Source organism: Shewanella sp. BJSY2023SW001 (genome assembly GCF_047314685.1).
GTDB lineage: Bacteria > Pseudomonadota > Gammaproteobacteria > Enterobacterales > Shewanellaceae > Shewanella > Shewanella indica.
The window spans coordinates 40,645-63,375 of record NZ_JBKORF010000076.1; the positions used below are offsets into that span (position 1 = coordinate 40,645).

20 protein-coding genes, 1 tRNA gene and 1 rRNA gene are annotated in these 22,731 nt (G+C 52.8%); 10 read left to right on the forward strand and 12 right to left on the reverse strand.

Translation table 11 applies throughout. The features are described from left to right. Positions 1 to 873, forward strand: a complete 873-nt coding sequence (locus ACMHXH_RS17090; RefSeq protein ID WP_039035321.1) for a CheR family methyltransferase — start codon at positions 1 to 3, stop codon at positions 871 to 873. Between the two features lie 2 nt (positions 874 to 875). After that, a complete protein-coding gene (locus ACMHXH_RS17095) occupies positions 876 to 1,895 on the forward strand; it encodes a protein-glutamate methylesterase/protein-glutamine glutaminase (RefSeq protein WP_039035320.1) in 1,020 nt (339 codons plus the stop codon). Here the strand turns inward: ACMHXH_RS17095 and ACMHXH_RS17100 are convergent. Continuing rightward, positions 1,885 to 2,940: a polysaccharide deacetylase family protein gene (locus tag ACMHXH_RS17100; RefSeq protein WP_039035319.1), complete on the reverse strand. Its 1,056-nt coding sequence runs from the start codon at positions 2,938 to 2,940 to the stop codon at positions 1,885 to 1,887. The two genes, ACMHXH_RS17095 and ACMHXH_RS17100, sit on opposite strands and share 11 nt — an antisense overlap. A 19-nt stretch (positions 2,941 to 2,959) precedes the next feature. Between ACMHXH_RS17100 and ACMHXH_RS17105 the strand changes: the two genes are divergently transcribed. Next, a complete protein-coding gene (locus ACMHXH_RS17105) occupies positions 2,960 to 4,300 on the forward strand; it encodes an MATE family efflux transporter (RefSeq protein ID WP_039035318.1) in 1,341 nt (446 codons plus the stop codon). 58 nt (positions 4,301 to 4,358) lie between these two features. Here the strand turns inward: ACMHXH_RS17105 and nfuA are convergent, their stop codons facing one another. Both nfuA and ACMHXH_RS17115 read right to left on the reverse strand, forming a co-directional pair. Beyond that, a complete protein-coding gene (gene nfuA / locus ACMHXH_RS17110) occupies positions 4,359 to 4,937 on the reverse strand; it encodes a Fe-S biogenesis protein NfuA (protein ID WP_039035317.1) in 579 nt (192 codons plus the stop codon). A 195-nt stretch (positions 4,938 to 5,132) separates the two neighbouring features. Further along, positions 5,133 to 5,669 (reverse strand): ComF family protein, encoded by a 537-nt coding sequence (locus ACMHXH_RS17115; protein WP_233962971.1) that lies wholly within the window; start codon positions 5,667 to 5,669, stop codon positions 5,133 to 5,135. Positions 5,670 to 5,895: 226 nt separating this feature from the next. Between ACMHXH_RS17115 and bioH the strand changes: the two genes are divergently transcribed. Both bioH and ACMHXH_RS17125 read left to right on the forward strand, forming a co-directional pair. Continuing rightward, positions 5,896 to 6,675: a pimeloyl-ACP methyl ester esterase BioH gene (gene bioH / locus ACMHXH_RS17120; protein WP_162207156.1), complete on the forward strand. Its 780-nt coding sequence runs from the start codon at positions 5,896 to 5,898 to the stop codon at positions 6,673 to 6,675. Between the two features lie 37 nt (positions 6,676 to 6,712). Then, positions 6,713 to 7,213 (forward strand): hypothetical protein, encoded by a 501-nt coding sequence (locus ACMHXH_RS17125; protein WP_039035314.1) that lies wholly within the window; start codon positions 6,713 to 6,715, stop codon positions 7,211 to 7,213. On the opposite strand, the gene ACMHXH_RS17130 is transcribed toward ACMHXH_RS17125, so the two are convergent. Beyond that, complete coding sequence (locus ACMHXH_RS17130) at positions 7,165 to 9,159, reverse strand: LTA synthase family protein (protein WP_162207159.1); 1,995 nt, start codon at positions 9,157 to 9,159, stop codon at positions 7,165 to 7,167. The two genes, ACMHXH_RS17125 and ACMHXH_RS17130, sit on opposite strands and share 49 nt — an antisense overlap. Before the next feature lie 338 nt (positions 9,160 to 9,497). Next, a complete protein-coding gene (locus ACMHXH_RS17135; protein WP_144361626.1) occupies positions 9,498 to 11,840 on the reverse strand; it encodes a Tex family protein in 2,343 nt (780 codons plus the stop codon). A gap of 299 nt (positions 11,841 to 12,139) precedes the next feature. On the opposite strand from ACMHXH_RS17135, the gene ACMHXH_RS17140 reads away from it, so the two are divergent. Further along, complete coding sequence (locus ACMHXH_RS17140; RefSeq protein WP_319619085.1) at positions 12,140 to 14,290, forward strand: TonB-dependent receptor; 2,151 nt, start codon at positions 12,140 to 12,142, stop codon at positions 14,288 to 14,290. Between the two features lie 182 nt (positions 14,291 to 14,472). Here ACMHXH_RS17140 and gpsA read toward each other — a convergent pair whose 3' ends face one another. The 3 genes from gpsA to ACMHXH_RS17155 all read right to left on the reverse strand — a co-directional run bounded on the left by gpsA (position 14,473) and on the right by ACMHXH_RS17155 (position 16,622). Next, the gene (gene gpsA / locus ACMHXH_RS17145) at positions 14,473 to 15,489 is read right to left on the reverse strand and encodes an NAD(P)H-dependent glycerol-3-phosphate dehydrogenase (RefSeq protein WP_071475746.1); all 1,017 of its coding nucleotides are present in this window, start codon (positions 15,487 to 15,489) and stop codon (positions 14,473 to 14,475) included. A 7-nt stretch (positions 15,490 to 15,496) separates the two neighbouring features. Beyond that, positions 15,497 to 15,982 (reverse strand): protein-export chaperone SecB, encoded by a 486-nt coding sequence (gene secB, locus ACMHXH_RS17150; RefSeq protein WP_025010842.1) that lies wholly within the window; start codon positions 15,980 to 15,982, stop codon positions 15,497 to 15,499. A gap of 205 nt (positions 15,983 to 16,187) precedes the next feature. Then, entirely contained in the window at positions 16,188 to 16,622 is a 435-nt protein-coding gene (locus ACMHXH_RS17155) for a rhodanese-like domain-containing protein (protein ID WP_071475747.1), read from the reverse strand. Between the two features lie 228 nt (positions 16,623 to 16,850). Between ACMHXH_RS17155 and gpmM the strand changes: the two genes are divergently transcribed. Genes gpmM through ACMHXH_RS17175 form a run of 4 tightly spaced genes read left to right on the forward strand, consistent with a single transcriptional unit; the run spans position 16,851 to position 21,541 of the window. Beyond that, positions 16,851 to 18,392: a 2,3-bisphosphoglycerate-independent phosphoglycerate mutase gene (gene gpmM, locus ACMHXH_RS17160; protein WP_039035309.1), complete on the forward strand. Its 1,542-nt coding sequence runs from the start codon at positions 16,851 to 16,853 to the stop codon at positions 18,390 to 18,392. A gap of 10 nt (positions 18,393 to 18,402) precedes the next feature. Beyond that, entirely contained in the window at positions 18,403 to 19,539 is a 1,137-nt protein-coding gene (locus tag ACMHXH_RS17165) for a murein hydrolase activator EnvC family protein (protein ID WP_335912623.1), read from the forward strand. 32 nt (positions 19,540 to 19,571) lie between these two features. Further along, on the forward strand, positions 19,572 to 20,777 hold the full coding sequence (locus tag ACMHXH_RS17170; RefSeq protein WP_039035307.1) for a S41 family peptidase: 1,206 nt from the start codon (positions 19,572 to 19,574) through the stop codon (positions 20,775 to 20,777). Positions 20,778 to 20,791: 14 nt separating this feature from the next. Continuing rightward, complete coding sequence (locus ACMHXH_RS17175) at positions 20,792 to 21,541, forward strand: divergent polysaccharide deacetylase family protein (protein ID WP_162207157.1); 750 nt, start codon at positions 20,792 to 20,794, stop codon at positions 21,539 to 21,541. Here the strand turns inward: ACMHXH_RS17175 and ACMHXH_RS17180 are convergent, their stop codons facing one another. The 4 genes from ACMHXH_RS17180 to rrf form a co-directional block, all read right to left on the reverse strand. Continuing rightward, a complete protein-coding gene (locus tag ACMHXH_RS17180) occupies positions 21,542 to 21,994 on the reverse strand; it encodes an Rrf2 family transcriptional regulator (RefSeq protein WP_039035305.1) in 453 nt (150 codons plus the stop codon). Between the two features lie 9 nt (positions 21,995 to 22,003). After that, positions 22,004 to 22,258, reverse strand: coding sequence for a YkgJ family cysteine cluster protein (locus ACMHXH_RS17185; protein WP_039035350.1), 255 nt, complete (start codon positions 22,256 to 22,258; stop codon positions 22,004 to 22,006). A 241-nt stretch (positions 22,259 to 22,499) separates the two neighbouring features. Continuing rightward, a tRNA-Asp gene (locus ACMHXH_RS17190) sits at positions 22,500 to 22,576 on the reverse strand. A 37-nt stretch (positions 22,577 to 22,613) separates the two neighbouring features. Further along, a 5S ribosomal RNA gene (rrf, locus tag ACMHXH_RS17195) occupies positions 22,614 to 22,729 on the reverse strand. Positions 22,730 to 22,731: the final 2 nt, after the last annotated feature.

The window sequence follows — 22,731 nt, forward strand, 5'->3', positions numbered from 1 at the left end:
TTGAGCTTCGATGAAGAGAAGGCATTCCCGATGACAGCAGCGGACTTTGGTATTATCCGCGAGCTGGCCTATCAACATACAGGGATAGTGTTACCCGAGCGCAAGCGTCATATGGTGTATTCCAGGCTCAGCCGCCGACTGCGACTACTGCGGCTGACCAATTTCGGCGATTATTGTCTCAAGCTACAAAGAGACCCTCTGGAACTGGCGCCCTTTATCAACGCGCTGACCACCAATCTGACCGCTTTTTTCCGGGAGCGGCACCACTTCAATTTTCTGGAAACCGAGCTGGTGCCCTATTGGCAGCAACGCAAACAGCGCAGGCTGAGAGTTTGGTCGGCGGCCTGTTCCAGCGGTGAAGAGCCCTACAGCATAGCCATGACCTTGGCAGAGCACTTTCCCGCCGCCTCGGGCTGGGATCTGAAAATATTGGCAACCGATCTCGATACCAATGTGTTGGCCAGAGCCGAAGCCGGAGTTTATCCCCTGACAGGGCTGGAGGCCATCCCCAAGCGGCAGCACCATTATCTGCAGAGCAGAGCGGAAGAGTTCAGCATTAGCAGCCAGATAAAAAAACTGATCTTCTTCAAACAACTCAACTTACTGGAACCCTGGCCAATGCAGGGCCCGTTCGATGCTATTTTCTGCCGTAATGTGCTGATTTATTTCGATCAGAGTACCAAGCAGAAGATAGTGGCCGGTTTCAGAAAACTCCTGGCCGATGATGGCGTGTTGTTTATCGGCCACTCGGAAAGCCTGACCAATATCTCCCGTGAGTTTGAAACCGTCGCCCAGACCACCTATCGCCTGCGGCATCAGAACTCAATTCTGCCGCGACAGTCCCACGCATCAGGAAGTAAGGAGTCATATTGATCATGGTAAGAGTACTGGTTATCGACGACTCGGCACTAGTGCGCCAGTTGCTGAGTCATATGCTCAGCCAGGCCAAAGACATTATGGTCGTCGGCTGCGCCGAAGACCCCTATAAAGCCAGAGAGATGATTAAAGTACTGCAGCCGGATGTGTTGACCCTGGATGTGGAAATGCCCAAGATGGATGGCCTGGCCTTTCTACGTAACTTGATGCGTCTAAGACCCATGCCTGTGGTGATGGTGTCGTCCTTAACCGAGCGCGGCGCCGATGTGACCTTAGAGGCCTTGTCCCTCGGGGCGGTCGACTTTATCGCCAAACCTAAACAGGACTTGACCAACAGGCTACTGGACTATCAGCAAGAGCTGATCGATAAGGTGCATCTGGCCGCCGCCAGTCATGTCACCCCGCAATATGGCAGCTCGGCGCCGCTCAGCAGCGATGCCAAACTCAAGCACCGCATCATAGCCATAGGCGCTTCCACCGGCGGTACTGAAGCCATTCAACGGGTAGTGGCGCCGCTGCCGGAAAATACCCCCCCCATAGTCATAGCCCAGCATATTCCCGCGACCTTCAGCGCTTCATTTGCCCGCCGCCTCAACCAACACGCCAGAATGGAAGTGATAGAGGCTCAGGGCGGGGAAAAATTGACTCAGGGCGTTGCCTATCTGGCACCTGGCCATGCGCACTTGGTTGTTGAACGTCGCGGTGCACATATCTACACCAGACTGCTGGACACAGAAACCGTCAACCGCCACAAACCCTCGGTGGACGTGCTGTTCAACAGCATTGCCGAGATTGCCGCTAAGTCGGCGATAGGGGTGATTCTCACGGGCATGGGTAAAGACGGTGCGGCCGGCCTGCTGAAAATGTGTCAAGCGGGAGCACACACCATAGCCCAGGATGAGGCCAGTTCCGTGGTATGGGGTATGCCGGGCTCGGCAGTGGCACTCAATGCCTGCAACGAGCAGTTGCCACTGGCGAATATCCCGGCCAGGTTGTTGCAATTACTGACTACTCCTTGACCCAGCTGCCGTCATCCTTTGGCCTAACCCATGCCTGGGAAAACCAATAATAGCTGCCGTGACGTTTACTGGGAGCAGTACAGTTGTATCTGGATCGCCCCGGCGGCAAGTCCAGTTCAGCCTGAATTCGGAAACGATTCGCCGACAACCATTGAGGTTTCTTGGCGCCCTGCCCCTGCACATAACACATGAGCTGCGACTGATTGATATCGCTCATGTCCAGAGTCACCTCAAGTTCAGGCCGCCACTGGCCCATGGGTAACTCAGGGTTACTGGGGGAGATGGCCTGCACCGGCATATTCAGGCTATGCAGTTTCACCTTGAGAGCATTCATATCGGCATAGGCGCCGGCCACGGGGAATCGCGGCAAAGAGGTCAAAGCAGAGTGAAGGCCTGCCGCACCGGACTGCTGCCCCAAGCCAACAAATCCCAGTCGCTGCAACAAGGCCTCCAACTGGCTGTTATATTCGCCGTAGGGATAGGCGATTATCTTCAGATTGTCGCCGGTTTCTTTGGCAATTTGGGCCTCGGTCGCCAGTAGATTGGCTTCGATTCTCGCCAGCCACTGCTCCTCGGTTTCGGTGGCATAGCGGCGGATCAGATGCTCATGCCCCCAACTGTGATTGGCAATCTCGGCGCCTTCTGCCGCCAGTGTTCTGAGCTGCTCCCAGCTCATCATCTCACGATAACCCTTTTCTATCGGTTCTATTGCCACAAACAGTGTGTAAGGAAAACCAAACTCTTTCAGTATTGGGTGCGCCGCCTCGGCAATACTGAGGTAACCGTCATCGAAGGTGATGGCAACCGTTCTCGGTGCCAGCGCTTGGGACTGACGAATCGCCTCTATCACTTGGGTCAGCGGCACCACGTTGAAATCATGATCAGCCAGATACTGCATCTGTTCCCGAAACTGGGCCGGAGTCACACTGGTACTGGCCGGCGAGCTGTCAGAAACATGGTGATACTGTAGAATGACTGCCGCCAGGGTGGGCGAACTTATCAGCCCAAGACAACTGCAGAGCAAAAAGCACAGCTTTTTCAACATCATTAACCTCTGAGAAATTATGACCACCAGCATTGGCCTGTTCGACAGGCAAAAAAACCGCCAACTGTTTGCACTGGCGCTTCCAATGATACTGTCCAACATCACAGTGCCGCTACTGGGTCTGGTGGATACGGCTGTCATAGGGCACTTGAGTGACGCCTATTATCTCGGGGGCGTCGCCGTTGGTTCGACCATTATAACACTGCTGTTCTGGTTGCTGGGGTTTCTGCGTATGGCTACCACGGGCCTGGTTGCCCAAGCCTATGGCGCCGATGACAAACCACGGCAACTGCAGCTGTTGTTGCAAGCCGGCTCGCTGGCACTTTTCCTCGGCTTGATGGCTCTGCTGTTGCAAGGGCCGATACTCAGCCTGGCCGCCAGTTTCTCCGATGCCAGTGAGCAAGTCAGCCACTACGCTGCCAGCTACTTTTCCATTCGTATCTGGTCGGCCCCGTTTGCACTACTGAACCTGTCTCTACTTGGCTGGCTGCTGGGCCGTCAACAACCCAAGGCCGCCATGTGGCAGTTGATCATCGCCAACTGCGCCAATATAGCTCTGGATCTGCTGTTTGTTATAGGTTTGGGTTGGGGCGTGGAAGGCGCGGCCCTGGCATCCGTCATCGCCGATATGACAGCCTGTGCCGTAGCCTGTACTATGGTGTTGCGCCAGTTAAAACAGTTCAATGTGCCGCCTATTGCTGAGCTACTCGGGCAGTTACATCCCCGCGACTTTAGTCGCCTCTTGAGCCTGAATCTGGATATCTTTATCCGCAGCTTGTGTTTGCAGGCCACCTTCGCCTTTATGACCTTCAAGGGAGCCGGGCTCGGCGATGAAACTGTCGCAGCCAATGCCGTGTTATTGAATATGTTGCTGCTGATTTCTTACGCTTTGGACGGTATTGCCTACTATGCAGAGGCCGAAGTGGGCCGAGCTATGGGACAAAAACACTTGGATGCACTCAGGCAAGCGGTCGCCTTGGCGTTTAGCTGGTCGGCCATCATAGCCCTGGGCTTCAGCGGTTGTTTCTGGATTTTCGGTGAGCAGCTCATCGGCATGCTGACCAATATTCCCGAGGTTCGCCACACCGCCGTGCTCTACCTGCCATGGCTTATCGTCCTGCCGCTGCTGGCATTTGCTTCCTATCTATTTGACGGCGTCTATATTGGTGCCACCAAGGGAAAAGTGATGCGTAACAGCATGATTTTCGCCAGCTTGGCAGTATTTTTCCCGGTCTGGTTCATACTGCAACCTCTGGGTAACCATGCTCTATGGGTTGCGATGAGTGCCTTTATGCTGGCGCGTAGCCTGAGTCTCGGGCTGCACTTTCTCTGGCGCCAACACCACTTTATCCAGGCCTGATGGCAATAAAAAAGGACAGTTCAATACTGTCCTTTTCTTTGGCAGCCAAATACCAGAATTACTGGTAAGAATGGTCGCCATGTTGGTGATCAGTTACATCACGAACACCGGTTAATTCACCGGGGAAACGCTCCAACAGCTGAGTCTCAATACCGTCTTTCAGGGTCACATCGACCATGGAGCAACCGTTACAACCACCGCCAAACTGCAGTACCGCCACGCCGTCGTCCGTGATCTCCACCAACATGATGTGACCGCCGTGGCTGGCCAGCTGGGGATTAATCTCGGCCTGGATCATATACTCCAAGCGCTCGGTCAGTGAAGCATCATCAGACACTTTACGCATCTTGGCGTTGGGCGCTTTCAGAGTCAGTTGTGAGCCCAACTGATCGGCTACCAGGTCAATACTGGCTTCTTCCAGGAAAGGGGCGCTCTTTTCATCGACCATGGCCTTAAAGCCATTGAATTCCAACTCGATATCGTCGGCTTCAACCGCATCCGGTGGGCAATATGAAACGCCACATTCGGCCTGAGGAGTCCCAGGGCTGATAACAAAGACCCGAATATGAGTGCCTTCCGGCTGACCATCCAGGAGTTTAACAAAGTGCGCCTGAGCTGCTTCGGAAATGGTAATCATGACAACCTGCTCCGTCAGGGTAAACCTGAGTAAATTAGTAAGAATTAGCGATATCATACTCCGACTGTCATGCGCTTTGTAGTCCCGAAAGCGATAGAGCTGAGTTTTTTGTTGTCGGGATCTCGATTTTATCTTCCACAATTTCAAGTCGAATCTTGATCTTTAGCTGGCATCATACTTACCACCTTTAGCCGCTCAGGAGCTATGACTCAATCCGGGCGCTTCTGCTCTGGCCAGGCACCACACCTGTATGTCCGGTGACCAGGGAGCCAGAGCCCTGGCAGCTTCCCGGATAGTGGTGCCTGTCGTCACCACATCATCCACCAACACCAATCGTTGCCACTGTAACTCTCCGCTCACGGCAAACGCCTTGGCCAGATTACGCCTGCGAGCCTTGCCACTTAGACCGGCCTGGGGTGCGGTATCTGCTACCCGCAGCAGCAAAGAGTCCACCAACGGCAACGCCAACTCTTGACTCAACATAGATGCAATCACCCAGGCCTGATTAAAGCCCCGCTGTTGCAACCTCGCCGGATGCAAAGGAACAGGCACCAAGACCTGGGGCCAACAGATAAGTCCGGCGGTCGCCAACGTCCTTACTCTGCAAGACAAGGCCCGAACCAATGCCGGCAGCGGGGCAAAATCCTGCTGGTATTTGACTCGGCCGACAAGTGGCCCCAATGCCGAGTGGTAGCTGGCCGGAGCCACCACAGGGATAGGATTGTGTTTCATACAAGAACCACAATAGCGACCAATAACAACCAACTCCCGACCACAGCCGAGGCAGATAGGTTGTCGGTAGCAACTGGCAGCAAGACAACAGGCACACAACCCCTGACTAGATGATGGGATCTGCTGATGACACAAGAGGCAACGGTTGGGTAAACTGGCGGCCAATAGGGCCCGGCATCCTGCCAATAGAGGGCTCCACATAACGAATCTTCCATGAGGTGTTTCAGTGAGTCTGCATATCGAAAGCCAGGGACAGGGACGGGATCTGATCTTGCTCCACGGTTGGGGCGTCAACAGTGCCGTTTTTCATCCCCTGCTGCCTGGCTTATCTCAGTATAGAGTCCACAGTGTCGACCTGCCGGGATTTGGTTTTAGCCAAACCATTGACGGGGAACTAGACGACTGGGTGGACGCCCTGGTGGCAGCTCTGCCCACACAGGCAGTATGGTTGGGCTGGTCGCTTGGTGGCTTGGTGGCCACCCGGGTAGCTCAGCGCTTTCCAGAGCGAGTTACCAGGCTTATCACAGTCGCCTCTTCTCCCTGCTTTATGGCCAGGAGCGATAACCAATGGCCTGGAATAGCACCTAATGTGCTGACTCAGTTTGCCGAACAACTGCAACAGGATCTGCAGCGAACCATAGAAAAGTTTCTGGCGATCCAAGCTATGGGCAGCGATAGCGCCCGCGACGATATTCGCACCATTCGCGAGCTGGTTCTGGCGCGGCCGCTACCCAATGAACAGGCTCTGACGCAAGGCTTGGAGATGTTGGCCAAGGTGGATCTACGCCCCGGACTGGAACGGCTCACCCTTCCCTGGCTCAGGGTTTGGGGAAGATTGGATGGGCTGGTGCCCAGAAGAGTCGCTAACCTATTGCCGGGTAACACATCAACCACAGATTTACTGCTGTCCAAGGCATCACACGCCCCCTTTATTTCCCATCCTCAGGAGTTTATTGAAGGGCTAAATAGCTGGCTAACAGAGAAAGACTTTAATTCCTTGCCCTAATTGACTATTATTTGGTCAGCAATGTAAGGAATGCCCTATGCAGCTCGTCTCACACTATCCACAGGTACCGATCGCGACCAGTAATCCCGCGACCGATGCCGCTCGGGTAGAGAGTCAGCAACGACCGCCGGTCATTCCGCCGCAGCAACCCAGTAAAGGCCATGAAGAAAGGGCCTTCAACCCGCAGCACGAACGCACGGCAGACTCGGCGCAGCAACAGGCCAGACTGGCCGACAGAGTCCAGGAGCGCCAACAACAATCCGGTCAACAACAGCAGCAAGAGCAAAAGCGGCGCCAAGGCAGTAAGCCTCTGCTGCTGAATCTACTCAGCAAGCCGGCTCTGGATCGCCGCGATATACGTAACCGTCAGTTTGAAGCTTCTACGTATCTCAAACCCACAGTTGTATTAAACAATGGGCCTCACCCCATGCCGAATGAAGCACCGCAGTTTTATCGCGAGCTGGGGCAGAGAATCGATACCTTCTACCATCAATGCACCGAGCCTATGCCTGCAGCCGGTATCTCTGCACTGGCTTGATCCATGGGCGGCAGCTTATACAAACCCTCCTGATACGCCATGCTACCCCATAGTGCCAACCCAAGCGCCGTGCGAGCCATTGATTCAGAGAGTGGCGCGGCGTGCAGTTGCTCCCTAACTGGATCGTAATCAAAGGTCGCAGGCGCTTTCTCCGGCTGCAATATAGTGACTTTGTTATCCTGCATATAAGCAAAGTTTTTGTTGTACTGCATCAAGGCCCTGCCCGGCCAGTTATCGGGCATCTTTGACAAATCTCTTCCCAACATGGGGTAGGTGGCATCGATGCCGGCCAAAGACAACAGCGTTGGCGGCAGATCTATCTGACTCACTACCCGCGGGTCCCGCTTAGCCGTTATCCCTTCACCCAATAATAAGCCGGGGATCCTGAATCTGGGCACTGGCACCAAAGACGCCCCGGAAACCCGACTGTCATGATCGGCCACCACCAGAAACAGGGTATCACGCCAATAGTCAGCCTCTTTCGCCAGTCGAAAAAACTCACCTATGGCGTAATCGGCATACTTGGCAGCATTGTTGCGGGTCTGTTTTGGCTGTTCATACAGTTCGATACGGCCATCAGGGAATTCAAAGGGATCATGATTGCTGGAGCTGAACACCAGGCTAAAGAAAGGTTTGCCCTCGGCATGAAGGCGCTTAAACTCTGAGTCGGCCTTGCGCATTAGATCTTCATCTGAAGCCCCCCAGGAGCCGACAAAGGCAGGTTTAGGATAGTCTTTCTGGTCGACTATGGTGCTAAAGCCATTGCCGAGAAAAAAGCTGCGCATATTGTCAAAATGGCTTTCACCACCGTAGATAAAGGAGGTGGAATACCCTTGAGTCTGCAGCAATGCAGCAAGACTGAAGAAACCACTTTGACTCTTGCCGAGTTTCACCACAGAACGCGCCGGCGTGGGGGTAAAACCAGTGGTCACCGCCTCTATGCCTCGAACTGAACGTGTACCCGTGGCATACAGACTCTCGAAATACCAGCCTTCATTGGCCAGGGCGTCCAGATTAGGTGTCAGTGGTAAGCCCCCCAAACTGCCAACGAAACGAGCACCCAGGCTCTCCTGCAATATGATGACTATATTCTTGGGTTTACCACGATAGCTGGCCTGGTTCTGACTCAAGCTGGGATACTGGTCTGATATAAAGTCAGCCGGCGCACGACCAGTCTCCTGGCGAATTATTTGATAGATCTCCTTTCTGTCCATATCGCCATAGATCCACGATGTGTCGGCCTCGTTATTCATTTGGCTGATAGCAAAAGCCAGCGAGTAACCTGAATTGACCACCAACGAGTTAACGAGTGGATCATCGGCGAAGGCCACCATGGCCGGATTCAAAGGTCTATGACCAAGAGTGGATCTGGCCCCCGCCAAGGACAAGACAATGATCAGCACACCAAGTACCGGACGCCAATACCACTTGGGGAAACGACAATTGCGACAGAGGTAACCTGAGAGTTTCCAACCGCTCCAAAGGATGGCTCCAGACAAAACCACGGAAAGGATCAACTCCAGCTTGCGGCCACTCCAAAGCATGGAAAGCACTTCTTTGGGGTAAATAAGATACTCAACATAGAGGCGATTTGGCCTGACACCATACTCTTCAATAAAAGAGGGTGTGGACAACTCCAAGAACAGCAAATACCAAAGCCCGAGAGTCAACCACAGACGCTGTATCCAAGACCAGCAACGTCCGAGCCAATGTTCGCCGCCAAACAAGGCTGTACCCAGTGCCACAACACCCCAGAGCCAACAAAGCATGGCCACATCTACCCGCAGCCCCTGCAACAACAGATGAGTCCAACCACCAACGGCTGCTACCCGTTCATATTGCCAAAGCCCCAGCCCAATTCGACTCAACATCAGGCATAACAGAGCCAATAAACTGAAAGTCAGTACACTACGAAACGGTCCAGTAAATTTAAAACGAGAAAACATCATTTCCAGGGTTCCTCACCACTCTTTTGCCTTGGCGTTTGTTAAAAAATTGACGATTTACCGCACGCCAACCCCCAGAAAGAGCCGATTTGCCGCGCAATTATGACAGAAAGGATAAGATAAAGTTTCATTAACATTTGTTTGTTATTGGCTATAGCACCAGAGGGTGAAGCCGTTCGCAAAAGATGGGGAAAAGTGTCAGAACTCATGGTTAGCGGGAAACGACATTATTGGTTCGAGTACTAGCAACAGAAAATCGCGTATAAAAAAATCCCCCGATAATTATCGAGGGATTCATCAACTGTCGGACTGTTAATAGGTATTCAACAACTTGTCGATCAGTTTTTCTTCAGCTTGGCAAAGGCATCGGCAAACGCATTGCCCATGGCGGCATTCACTGGCTGTGGCTTGGCGGCAGGACGTTGTTTGCCCTGACCAGATTTATTGCCCTTGGCCTGCGGCTTACCTGCTCTTTGTTGTGGCTTGCCTGGCTCAATCTTTTCGTCCAGGCGCATCGACAGTCCTATACGCTTACGCTCAATATCTACCTCCATGACCTTTACCTTGACCACATCACCGGCCTTAACCACGGTATGAGGATCGCTGACAAACTTGTCGGTCAATGAAGAGATGTGCACCAGTCCATCCTGATGCACGCCGATATCGACAAAGGCACCAAAGTTAGTGACATTGGTCACCACGCCTTCGAGGATCATCTCAGGTTTGAGGTCCTTTAGCGCCTCAACCCCATCTTTGAATTTGGCTGTCTTGAACTCGCCTCGGGGGTCACGTCCCGGCTTATCCAACTCTTTGAGGATATCCGTTACTGTCGGCAGACCGAATGCGTCTGTGATGAATTCGGCCGGATTGATACTGTTCAGCAGATCGCTGTTACCTATCAGTTCAGCAACCGGTTTACCCTTAAGCTTGGCGATATTTTCCACCAGCGAATAGGCTTCGGGGTGAACGGCCGATGCATCCAGCGGGTTACTGCCTTCACGGATCCGCAGGAAGCCGGCGGCCTGTTCGAAGGCCTTGGGCCCCAGACGTGGCACCTTGAGTAGTTCTTTACGGTCGTTGAAGCGGCCGTGTTCGTCGCGATATTCCACCAGATTTTTGGCTAAGGTGCGGTTAAGACCGGCCACCTGGCTCAGCAGCGGCATGGAAGCCATATTCACATCGACACCGACGCCGTTTACACAGTCTTCAACCACGGCTTCCAAAGAAGCCGACAGCTGACTTTGGCTGACATCATGTTGATACTGACCCACACCAATGGACTTAGGTTCAATCTTAACCAACTCCGCCAGCGGATCCTGCAGCCGTCTGGCGATGGACACGGCGCCGCGCAGTGAAACATCGAGATCAGGAAACTCATTGGCCGCCAACTCAGAGGCCGAATAGACAGAGGCTCCGGCTTCACTGACCATCACCTTAGTGATGCCGGGGTTGCTGTCTTTGACCATGGCAATCACTTCAGCGGCCAGCTTGTCGGTTTCACGGGAAGCCGTGCCGTTACCTATGGCGATCAGCTCCACCTTGTGCATATTGACCAGATTAGCCAGAGTGCGTATCGACTTGTCCCACTGGTTTTGCGGCGCATGAGGGAAGATAGTGGTATGGCCCACCAGCTTGCCTGTGTCGTTGACCACCGCCACCTTAACTCCGGTACGCAGCCCGGGATCCAGTCCCATGGTGGCCTTGGCTCCGGCGGGAGGCGCCATCAGTAAGTCGCCCAGGTTACGGGCAAAGACTTTAATCGCCTCGGTTTCCGCCGCTTCGCGCATTCTGGCGATAAACTCGGTTTCCATCTGCAGGGCGATTTTGATCCGCCAAGTGGCTGTGACAACCGTCTTCAGCCAGTTATCCAGAGCGCTGTCACTCAGCTTAAGACGCAAGTGCTCAGCGATAATCACCTCACAATAGCTCCCCGCTTTGGCTTCTGCCTCAGGGTCGGCATTCATCGACAGACTCAACACGCCTTCATTGCGGCCGCGCAGCATAGCCAGCGCCCGGTGAGAAGGCACAGAGCTGAGTTTTTCAGTGTGCTCAAAATAGTCGCGGAACTTAGCGCCTTCCTTCTCCTTGCCGGAGATCAGTCGGCTTTCAATGACAGCCGACTGTTGCAGGTGGTTACGCACCTTGGCCAGCAGCTCGGCATCTTCGGCGATCCGCTCCATCAGGATATAACGGGCACCATCCAACACCGCCTTGGCGTCGGTAAAACCGGCTTCCGGATTGAGATAGGCCTCGGCGGCCTGCTCAGGATCCATGGCGGCGCTGCCGGCGGCGGCATAGAGGGCATCGGCCAAGGGCTCAATACCGGCTTCAATAGCAATTTGGCCCTTGGTACGACGCTTGGGTTTATAGGGCAAGTACAGATCTTCGAGCCGGGTCTTGCTGTCGGCTTCATTGATGGCGTGCTTCAGCTCGGCGGTCAGTTTTCCCTGAGCATCAATCGAGGAGAGGATCACCTGACGCCGATCGTTAAGCTCCCGTAGATAACCTAGACGAGAGTGCAGGTTACGCAGCTGGGTATCATCCAGCCCCCCCGTCACCTCTTTGCGGTAGCGGGCAACAAAAGGCACTGTTGCACCTTCATCCAGCAAGCTGATGGTAGCAGCAACCTGCTGCTCACGAACATTCAGCTCCTGGGCAATAATCTGAGCAATATTATGCATAGTAAGGATCTGTTGGATTGACAAAATTCAGATGCGCCAACCATACCACAGGCAGCCTGAAAGTTTCATAGCCGGAGAGCGAGATTCCAGCCTTTAGTCAGCTAATCACATCCCAGGTTTAGCTCCTTGACACTCTTTACAAAAATTCATCACAGCTATGGACAGAGAAAACCGGCCTATTTTATACTCCTTAGCCGTTATGCAAATAACAATGATTTGTATTTATTAATTTGGCAAGGAGCGCCGGAAACCGCAAACCAATAAGCCGTCTTCCAAGATGGCAAACATTAGGAATAACGATGAAATTCACTCGCTCCCTCGTCGCTCTGTCAGTCCTTTCCGGGCTGGCTGCCCAGGCGGCTTACGCCAAAGAGCCCCAAATGGAAACCATGGTCATCACTTCCAGTCGGATGGAAAAACCACTCAGTGCCATCCCCAATACTGTGACCGTCATAGACCAGGAACAGCTCAAGCAACAGTTGGCCACCACCCGGGACTTGTCGACCATTTTGGGCAACCTGGCCCCCAGCTTCTCCCCCAGCCGCCAGAAAATGACCAATACAGGTGAAACCCTGCGTGGCCGCGCCCCACTCATCATGATAGATGGCGTGCCTCAGTCAAACCCTCTGCGCAGTGGTGGTCGTTCAGGCCAAACCATAGATCCCATGATGATAGAACGAATTGAAATTATCCATGGAGCCAACGCCATGCACGGCCTTGGTGCTCAGGGCGGCATCATCAACTACATCACCAAGAAACCCAGCGGCGACAACGAAAGTCGGGTAAGTTTTGATCTGTCCACCCCCACCAGCTTCGAGTCCGATAGCCTGAGCTTTGGTGCCAACTATGCCTTCTCCGGCCAAAGCGGCAACCTGGATATGCTGGGTTCAGTGGGATACCACAGCAATGGCGTTTACTATGATGCCAACGATGATGTCATAGGTGTCGACACCACCCAGGGCGAGTCGATGGACAGCCAGAGCAAGGACTTCTTCCTCAAGTTGGGCTATGAGTTCAGCGAGTCGCGACTGGAGCTGATGGTCAACCACTACGATATGGACAACAATGGTGACTGGATGCCGGTCAAAGGTAATGTCGCCACAGATACTCCAACGTCGGCGGTGAAACAGAAACAACCCTGGCAGGCTGCCAACAACAAGGTCACCACCAGCAGTCTCACCTATAAGCACCGCAACATCGCCGGGCAGCAGTTGGAGCTGCAACTGTTCAACCAGAACTTCAAGGGTGTCTATGGCGGTGGCTGTTTCGGCAGCTTCTATGATCCGGCCTTCGAAGGTGCTGCGAATCTGACGACCTGTGATACCGGCGCCAATGGCGAGCAGTACTTCTATGATCAGTCACGCAACAAGTCCAACAAGTGGGGCCTCAAGGCATCGATGATCGCTAATAATCTCGCCGACAGCGGTGTGGATCTGGCCTATGGGGTAGACCTTTTCAGCGATACCACAGAGCAGGATCTGGTACAGACCGGACGCTCCTGGGTACCCGAGACCCGTTACGACAATATCGCCCCCTATGCCCAGTTGAGCTTCTCACCTCTGGATGCCCTGACTATTTCCGGCGGCGTTCGTTATGAATATGCCAAACTCAAGGTCGATGATTTCCAAACCCTATGGGCCTCTGGCCACAAACAGGTTGCCGGTGGCGAACCGGATTTCAATGAAACCCTGTTCAATATAGGTGCCAGTTATAACTTCAGCTCAGCGCTGCGCCTCTATACCAGTTACAGCCAAGGTTTTGGTATGGCCGACATAGGACGAATTCTGCGTGACGGCAACAGCTTCCCGGATCAAAACCCCAGTGTGGAAGGCTCCTTGACGCTGGAGCCCGTGGTCACAGACAACTATGAACTGGGCTTGGACTATCAAGGCGAGTTGTTGGCAGCCAAGCTGGCCCTGTATCGCTCCGAGGCCAAACTGGGTGCCCGTTTAGCCCTGAATGAAGACGGCTTCTACAATGTGAAACGGGAAAAGAGCGTGATCCAGGGACTGGAAGCCAATGTCACGGCTTACCTGGGTAATGACGACGATCTGGGGCTGAACCTGGCGCTGCAACAAGGGGAGTATGACTCAAATAAAGATGGCAGCACAGACACAGATCTCGACGGCGCCAACATAGCACCCAATCGTCTCAACCTATTCTGGGAACACAGGTTCGATGCCGAGATGAGTGGGCGGATTCAGGCCAACTACTATATGGACCGTAGCTTCAAGAAGGCCAATGGTGAAGAGTACGCCGAGTTTGACGGCTATGTCACGGTTGATGCCTCCTTCTCTATGCCCTTATACCAAGGCACTTTGACATTGGGGCTACAGAATCTGCTGAATAAGGACTACTACAGTTACTACTCACAGACTATGGCTAACAACAATCGTTACTTCAAGGGCATGGGCCGTACTGTCAGCATAGGCTTCAGCTTGCCGTTTTGAGGAAACTTTCATCAGGGTTACTGTCGGTAGCCCTCATAAAAAGCCAGTTCAATAACTGGCTTTTGCTCATAATCGGGTACTGCGCCAGCAGCTTTGGGCTGCATGTTAAGTCGTGCTCGCTGGAAGCGAGAACCATAAAAAAGGACGCTGTTCTAGCATCCTTTTCCGGGATTGGAGATGACTCAGTCTGCCGAGGTTTCCGACTTTTTCTCTCTGGCCAGCAGTTCTTTGGCCGCATCAATAGGCGATTTGCCCTGATACAACACTTGATAGATCTGCTCGGTGATCGGCATCTCGACTCCCAAGCGCTTGGCCAGAGTGTAGACCTCTTTAGTGTTGCGGTAACCTTCAACCACCTGACCGATTTCAGCCTGGGCAGTATCGACATCACAACCTTTACCTAATGCCAAACCAAAGCGACGATTACGCGATTGGTTATCGGTACAGGTCAGCACCAGATCCCCAAGACCCGCCATTCCCATAAAGGTAGATGCATGAGCGCCCAAGGCTTCCCCCAGACGGCTCAACTCCACCAAACCACGGGTGATCAGGGCAGTACGGGCATTGGCACCAAAGCCTATACCGTCGGACATGCCGGCACCTATGGCGATGACATTCTTGACCGCGCCACCGAGCTGCAGGCCAATAAAATCGTCATTGGCATACACTCTCAGACGTTTGGGGCTGTGCAGCAGTTCCACCAGATCCTGGGTAAACTCGGCATCAGTACCGGCCACTGAGATGGCGGTTGGTAAACCTGCCGCCAGCTCTTTGGCAAAAGTCGGTCCGGACAATACCGCCAGCGGATATTTCTCCCCCAGCACATCGCGGGCAACATCCTGCAACAGACGGCCACTTTCCGGCTCCAGCCCCTTGGTAGCCCAAATGATGCGGGCATCATCACGCAGCAGAGGCTTGGCCTGAGCCAGCACTTCGGCGAAGACATGACTTGGCACCACCACCAGAATATTTCGCGACGCCGCCAATGCTTTGGCCAGATCGGCCTCCATCACCAAAGAGTCGGGAAAGGCTATTCCGGGAAGAAAGGCTTGGTTACTGCGCTCGGCAGCGAGTTTAGCCACATGCTCGGGTTCATGCCCCCACAACAGGGTACTGTGTCCATTGCTGGCCAAAGAAATGGCAAGGGCGGTGCCATAAGAGCCCGCCCCCAATACCGTTATTTCGGCAGTGTCTTTCATCGGCTGATTACGCGTTTGCTTCTTCGGCCGGAGCTTGCTCGGCGGCGGCTTGACGCTGCTGCACATACTGAGCGAACAGGGCGTCGAAGTTCACAGGTGCCAGGTTCAGCTGTGGGAAAGTACCACGGGATACCAGGCTGGCCACGGTTTCACGGGCATAAGGGAACAGGATGTTAGGGCAGTAAGCGCCCAGAGAATGAGCCAGTTGAGGATCGCTCAGACCAGAGATAGAGAAGATACCGGCTTGTTGTACTTCACACAAGAAAGCTGTTTCTTCACCATTTTTGGCGGTCACAGTCAGTGACAGTACTACTTCAAAAACGTCGTCGGCCAGCTTGGCGCTACGGGTATCCAGATCCAGCTTAACTTCAGGATTCCACTCTTTCTGGAATACCGCTGGGCTGTTAGGAGTTTCGAAAGAAACATCCTTGATATACACACGTTGAATGTTGAACTGTGGGGCTTGTTGTTCGTTGTTTGCTACTTCAGCCATAATTCCTACCTATCCATTTAGTCTCGGCTTGCAATGAGCCGGTGTTTAGGGTGTATGTTACTCGGGTCGATTGCGACTCCCAGTCATCATCCCTGCTATTCATCTGTTCAGCGCCGGAACAGAACTCAGGATGCCGGTTGCCACTTCAATATGGCCACTCTACTAACAGAGCGGCGCCAAATGCAATGACAACCGCCGACACTCATTATCTTTTGCTTTTGGATACAGGCATATTTGCTGCCTGCCAATCACCCATACCACCTTTGAGGTTAAAGACTTTTTCAAAGCCTTGCTTAACCAAAATCTGAGCCGCTTGAGATGAGGTCATGCCAGCGTTGCATACCAGTATAATGGGTGTGGTTTTGTACTTTTCAAGGTTGGTAGTCTGATTATTTTTGATATCGGCCATAGGCACATTCAAGGCATTGAGAATGTGTCCCTTGCGAAAATCGTCCTTGGCTCGCACATCGACCACCTTGGCGTCTTCCTTATTCATCAAGAAAATCGCCTGCTGATGATCTACGCTTTTAACCTTGGAAAAACCGGATTTGAACAGGGTTACAATCACGGCGATAAACAACCCCGCCCAGGCCAGGCTCAGCATGGGGTGGGCTTTAAGAAACTCTATATATTCCTGCATTTTTTACTGCCTGTTATCTATTGGGCCATTTAGGACAAGCGCAGAGTATACCCAGAGGCCAGGCAGATTGCAGCTGTTTCGCCGCAGTTTTGCCCCTTGAGTCGGCGTTAAATCGCGACCCTTCCAATTGTCGCAATCGGGGTAAATGGCTTTTGCCCCCAGGGCAGACGTAGTAATATTTAACCAATTTCAGATTTGACCGATTCTTTCAACTTTACAGGTATCAACATGAACACAAGCAAACGTCCTTTGGCACTGCTTATTCTGGACGGCTGGGGTTATCGTGAAGGCACGCATATGAATGCCGTACATCATGCCAACACTCCGGTTCTCGACAGACTCAACGCCGAATACGCCCACAGTTTGATTTCCGGCTCAGGTAAAGATGTAGGTTTGCCTGACGGGCAGATGGGTAACTCTGAAGTGGGTCATATCAATATTGGTTCCGGCCGTATCGTTTATCAGGAACTGACCCGCATCAGCAAGGCCATTGAAGATGGCGAATTTGAGCAAACTCAAGCACTGATCGAGGCTGTCGACGCCGCCATCAAAACAGACGGCGCAGTGCACATCATGGGGTTGTTATCACCCGGCGGTGTTCACAGCCATGAAGATCATCTTGAAGCCATGTGCCGCATGGCCGTCAAACGTGGTGCCAAGCAGGTTTACCTGCACGCCTTCCTCGATGGGCGCGATACCCCGCCACGCAGTGCTAAAGCCAGTCTGGAACACTTCGACAAGCTGTTTGCCGAATTAGGCCGAGGTCGCATAGCCTCCATCGTTGGCCGCTACTACGCCATGGACAGGGACAATCGCTGGGACCGAGTCTCCCAAGCCTACGATCTGATCACTCAAGGTGAGGGTAACTACAGTGCCGACTCTGCCGTAACCGCATTGGAAGCTGCCTACGGCCGCGATGAAAACGATGAGTTTGTTGCCGCAACAGCGATTCTGGATCAAGGTAAGGCCACAAAGCTGCACGATGGCGATGCGCTAATTTTCATGAACTTCCGTGCCGACCGCGCCAGACAGATCACCCGCGCCTTCGTCAATCCGGACTTCAATGGTTTTGAACGCGCAGTGACGCCCAAGGTCAACTTTGTCATGCTCACAGAGTATGCCGCCGATATCAAGGCTCCGGTAGCCTTCCCATCGGAAGACCTGGTCAACACCCTGGGCGAGGTACTGCAGAATCGCGGTCTGACCCAGCTGCGTATTTCTGAAACCGAGAAATATGCCCACGTAACCTTCTTCTTCAACGGCGGCAAAGAACAACCATTCGAGGGTGAAGACCGTATTCTGATCAACTCGCCCAAAGTCGCCACCTACGACTTGCAACCCGAGATGAGTTCGACAGAACTGACAGATAAGTTAGTTGAAGCTATTGAATCAACTAAATATGATGTCATTATCTGTAACTATCCCAACGGTGACATGGTTGGCCATACCGGCAAGTTTGATGCTGCGGTCAAGGCTTGCGAAGCTGTAGATGCCTGCATAGGCCGAGTAGTGGACGCACTAGCCAAGGTAGATGGTGAGTGCATCATCACTGCCGACCATGGCAATGCCGAGCAGATGGTGGACGAAACCACGGGCCAGGCTCATACCGCCCACACCAGTGAGCTGGTGCCCTTTATCTATGTCGGCCGCAAGGCCACAATCGATGAAGGTGGCCGCCTGAGTGATATCGCCCCAACCATGCTGACACTAATGGGACAGAGCATTCCTGACGAAATGACAGGGCGTCCGTTAATCCATACAAAAGAGTAACACTGACCCGGTGCAGAAGCGTATTTTAGCCAAAGCCAGCATACTTGCTGGCTTTCTCGTGTTTTCCTCTCAGCTGCAGGCATCCGATCTGGAGCGGCGTCAGTCCGAGTTAAAGGCACTGCAATCCCAGATCACCGCTCAGCAAAATGCCCTGAGAGACACAGGCAAACAACGGGAAAAACTGCTGCAACTGCTGAAAAAAGACGAACAGGCTATTGCCGATGCCGCCCGTAAGGTCAACCACACAGAAAATGCCCTCCGCGATACCGAAAAACGCCTTGCAGACCTGAAACAAAGAGCCGTACAACTGGACAAGCTCAAAGAAAGCCAACAGCAAACCCTGGCCCAGCAACTGACCAGCGCCTATCTCGCCGGGAATCATGACTACAGCAAGATGCTGCTCAACCAGCAAGACCCGGCCACCATAGAACGAATGCTGGCTTACTATGAATACCTCAACAAGGCCAGAATGCAGGCCATAGAACAACTGAAACAGACCCGTCAGGAATTATCGGCAGTACAGCAGAGCGAGCAGCAGGAACGCAATAGACTCAACCAGCTGGTACTGGATCAGAAGGCTCAATCCAAACGCCTCAATCAAGAACAGGATCAACGACAGCAAACACTGAAGGAACTGCAACGCACCATCAGTAGTAAGGCCTCGGATCTGGAGCAACTGCAGATAGAAGAAGCATCACTGAAGCGGGTTGTCGAGCAAGCACTGGCCGCTATGCGCGATAGCCCCAGCATGGAAGGGTTGGCCAAGTCCCGTGGCGCCCTCAACTGGCCCACCAAGGGCAGGATCAAAAACAGCTTTGGCAGTCAGCGCTCCGGCAGTGTGCGCTGGAAAGGTGTCATGCTGTCTGCTCCAGAGGGCCAGTCTGTCAGTGCCGTAGCCGCAGGTAAGGTGATCTATGCCGATTGGCTGCGCGGTTTTGGTATGGTGCTGGTTGTCGACCACGGCAAAGGTTATATGAGCCTTTATGGCCACGCCCAGGCATTGCTGAAAGATGCAGGCGATTCAGTCAAGGCCGGCGAAGCCGTGGCACTGGTAGGAAGTTCCGGAGGACAAACCGAGCCTGGCCTATACTTTGAAATAAGGCATAAGGGGCAAGCTGTCGACCCGGCAAATTACTGTCGGCGCTAATCATCAGCCCCCGGTACTTCAAAGGGGGCAACATGGGCAACTCTATTCGCAACCTGCTGTATATCGGCTTGGGTATCATCATGGGAGTCTCTCTCAGCCTGGCCAGCCACGAAAACTTTCCCAAACCCAGTCACACCCACGAGCTTTCATTATTGCTGGATGTGATGGATACAGTGGAAACCTACTACGTCAGGGATATCAGCCGCAAAGAACTTGTCGATGCCGCCATTGAAGGCATATTCCAACATCTCGACCCTTATTCCGGCTTTCTGAAACCGGAGCAGATGAGCAGCCTCAGAGACAGCAACCGTGGGGAATACTTCGGCTACGGCTTTGAAGTGTCCACCGAAGGGGAAAAGCTCAGAATTATCGCGCCCTTTCCCGGTTCTCCGGCCGAACAAGCCGGGATCATGGCCGGCGATATTGTTACTGCCGTCAATGGTGAGAGTATTGCCAAGCAGTCTCTGGAAGAGGTGCTTAGCCAAATAAAGCAATTCAGCAGCAGCAACCGTGAGTTATCACTACAGCTGCATCATGCTCACTCGGATGTCAGCTTTGAAGTCAGCCTCAAACCGGCCACTATCAGCATCCACTCTGTGCTTGGGAAAATGCTCACTAACGACATTGGCTATATTCGCCTGGCAAGTTTTCAGGAAGATTCGACCCGCGACATAGTCCACCAGTTGAGCGAGTGGCAACAGCAGTCACTAAATGGTTTGATTCTGGATTTGCGCAACAATCCCGGAGGCTTGCTGGATCAGGCGATTCGGATAGCGGATCTATTTCTGGATAAGGGCCGCATAGTCGCTACCGAAGGACGCTTTTTCGATGCCAACTCAGATTACTATGCATCTCCGCAAACCATGCTGGCCGGCGTGCCCATATTAGTACTGATCAATCGCGGTTCAGCTTCAGCATCCGAAGTACTGGCCGCAGCGCTGCAGGAGAACAACCGTGCCAAGGTGATAGGTGAAACCAGCTTCGGTAAAGGCACAGTACAAAGCCTGATCCCAACACTTATCGATGGTAATACCATCAAGCTGACCATAGCCCGATATACCACACCCAAGGGCCAGGATATTAACGCCAAAGGGGTGGAACCCGATATAAAAATCGCACCCAATACTGTTTCCGATAACAAAACTGTGCCTATAATCGACCTCATATCTCCCCATGCAGATACCGCCAGCGATAGAGCCATCAACTCGGCGGTGGCATGGATACAATCAAATAAATAAAATTAATATAAAACGTGCGCTATTGTTTCTACTTACTACTGCTGGTCGTAAGTTGCTCTCCCGCGTGGGGAGCCAGACTGGCAATCGTCATCGATGATATTGGCTACCGCCATACAGATGAGGCCGCCCTGTCCTTGCCTTCAGCCGTGACCTTGTCTGTATTGCCACATACCCCACTCGGGCAACAACTGGCTCGCCAGGCTCACAGCAAGGGCCACGAAATCATGGTGCACCTCCCTATGCAGGCGCTTAACGGCAAGGCCATGGGGCCTGGTGGACTCAACAACCAGATGTCAGAAACCGAGTTTAAAGCAACTCTCAAACAAGCCTTGCAGAGTGTGCCCTTTGCCAGGGGAAGTAACAACCATATGGGGAGTTTGTTGACTCAACTCGAGCAACCTATGGGCTGGTTAATGGAAGTATTGCTACAGGAAGATCACTTCTTTATTGACAGTGTTACTACCCGCTACACTAAAGCTGGCGAGAAGGCCGATGCCTTGGGTGTTCCGCTGCTGAGACGTCAGGTATTCTTGGATAATCAACTAACCGAACAGGCTTTCGAAAGACAGTTGGACTTGGCAATAGCCAAGGCCCAAAGCGAAGGTGAAGCCTTGATGATAGCTCACCCTTACCCAGAGAGTATGCAATTCCTCAAGAAGAGACTGCCAGAGCTGGCAAAGATAGGAGTCACTCTGGTGCCTGTATCTAACTTACTGCCAATCTCTTTGGCCCAGAAGCAGAATACCAGCGGTGAAAAACTCTAATCAGAGTTGTAATACAGGGATTTCCAGATCCGGCAGCAAGGCTCGCAGCTCCTGTTGGTTACTGACAATGTCTGCCAGGGTATAACGGTCGAGCACAGCCAGATAGGCATCCACAGCTTGAGCCAAGACCCCTTTCAACTGACAAGCAGGAGTCAGCCGACAATAAGGCTTGCTGCAATCAATAGGCGCCAGTGAATTTTCCAGTGCCCGCACCAGCTCGCCGACATTGATCAGCTCCGGAGTCATCCCCAAACGAAAACCACCGCTCTTGCCGCGTATTGTTTGCAAATATCCCAGCTTACCCAGGTGATGTACTATCTTGGAGACATGATTAGGTGAAAGATCAAAAACCTCTGTGATCTCTGCGATTCGAAATAAAGTCTCACGCTCCGGTTGAATTGCCAGATACATAAGAGTTCTTATTCCAAAATCTGTATAACGCGTTAACTGCATCTTTCACCTTCAGAAAGAGGTTTCCACCTCTAAAGAGCCTATCAGCCAGAGCGCCTCTTCGTTGCTGTTACCACATACATCTACCGATGCGGAGAAATCACTACACACATCGGGACGTTCAGGGGAACCAAAGAGGCGACATAGATTGTTGTCATCAAGTTGCACACAACGAACCCCTGCAGGTTTACCTTGCGGCATCCCAGGAATGGCACTGCTGATGGAGGGTGCAATACAACAGGCACCGCAACCGATACGACAATCCACAATCATCACCTGTAATAGAATATGACTATTATAACGACAAAAAAATTTCGGTTAAGTACCCAAGTCACAGACTCAAACGAATCCTACAGCCAAAGCGAATATAACGATAGCACTTATGCATTCTCAATCGTCAACCTCAAGAACCGGGATATTCCTGACCTATAAGGATGACTCTGTAAATTTGCAGAAAAGAATCAAAACGAAAAAAGCCTCATCTTTCGATGAGGCTTTCTCTTTAAGTTGGCGGAGCGGACGGGACTCGAACCCGCGACCCCCGGCGTGACAGGCCGGTATTCTAACCAACTGAACTACCGCTCCTTTAGTATCACGCCTTGGCGCACTACTAAAATTGGGCGTCTGGCGATGACCTACTCTCACATGGGGAGACCCCACACTACCATCGGCGCGATTGCGTTTCACTTCTGAGTTCGGGATGGGATCAGGTGGGACCACAATGCTATTGTCACCAGACA

Bases quoted from the DNA above. Each gene is read 5' to 3' on its own strand.
- secB (WP_025010842.1), bottom strand. From the start codon at position 15,982: ATGGCTGAAGTAGCAAACAACGAACAACAAGCCCCACAGTTCAACATT.
- nfuA (WP_039035317.1), bottom strand. From the start codon at position 4,937: ATGATTACCATTTCCGAAGCAGCTCAGGCGCACTTTGTTAAACTCCTG.
- ACMHXH_RS17130 (WP_162207159.1), bottom strand. From the start codon at position 9,159: ATGTTTTCTCGTTTTAAATTTACTGGACCGTTTCGTAGTGTACTGACT.
- ACMHXH_RS17095 (WP_039035320.1), top strand. From the start codon at position 876: ATGGTAAGAGTACTGGTTATCGACGACTCGGCACTAGTGCGCCAGTTG.
- ACMHXH_RS17155 (WP_071475747.1), bottom strand. From the start codon at position 16,622: ATGCAGGAATATATAGAGTTTCTTAAAGCCCACCCCATGCTGAGCCTG.
- gpsA (WP_071475746.1), bottom strand. From the start codon at position 15,489: ATGAAAGACACTGCCGAAATAACGGTATTGGGGGCGGGCTCTTATGGC.
- ACMHXH_RS17125 (WP_039035314.1), top strand. From the start codon at position 6,713: ATGCAGCTCGTCTCACACTATCCACAGGTACCGATCGCGACCAGTAAT.
- ACMHXH_RS17170 (WP_039035307.1), top strand. From the start codon at position 19,572: ATGGGCAACTCTATTCGCAACCTGCTGTATATCGGCTTGGGTATCATC.
- ACMHXH_RS17100 (WP_039035319.1), bottom strand. From the start codon at position 2,940: ATGTTGAAAAAGCTGTGCTTTTTGCTCTGCAGTTGTCTTGGGCTGATA.
- ACMHXH_RS17140 (WP_319619085.1), top strand. From the start codon at position 12,140: ATGAAATTCACTCGCTCCCTCGTCGCTCTGTCAGTCCTTTCCGGGCTG.
- ACMHXH_RS17135 (WP_144361626.1), bottom strand. From the start codon at position 11,840: ATGCATAATATTGCTCAGATTATTGCCCAGGAGCTGAATGTTCGTGAG.
- gpmM (WP_039035309.1), top strand. From the start codon at position 16,851: ATGAACACAAGCAAACGTCCTTTGGCACTGCTTATTCTGGACGGCTGG.
- ACMHXH_RS17105 (WP_039035318.1), top strand. From the start codon at position 2,960: ATGACCACCAGCATTGGCCTGTTCGACAGGCAAAAAAACCGCCAACTG.
- ACMHXH_RS17115 (WP_233962971.1), bottom strand. From the start codon at position 5,669: ATGAAACACAATCCTATCCCTGTGGTGGCTCCGGCCAGCTACCACTCG.
- ACMHXH_RS17180 (WP_039035305.1), bottom strand. From the start codon at position 21,994: ATGCAGTTAACGCGTTATACAGATTTTGGAATAAGAACTCTTATGTAT.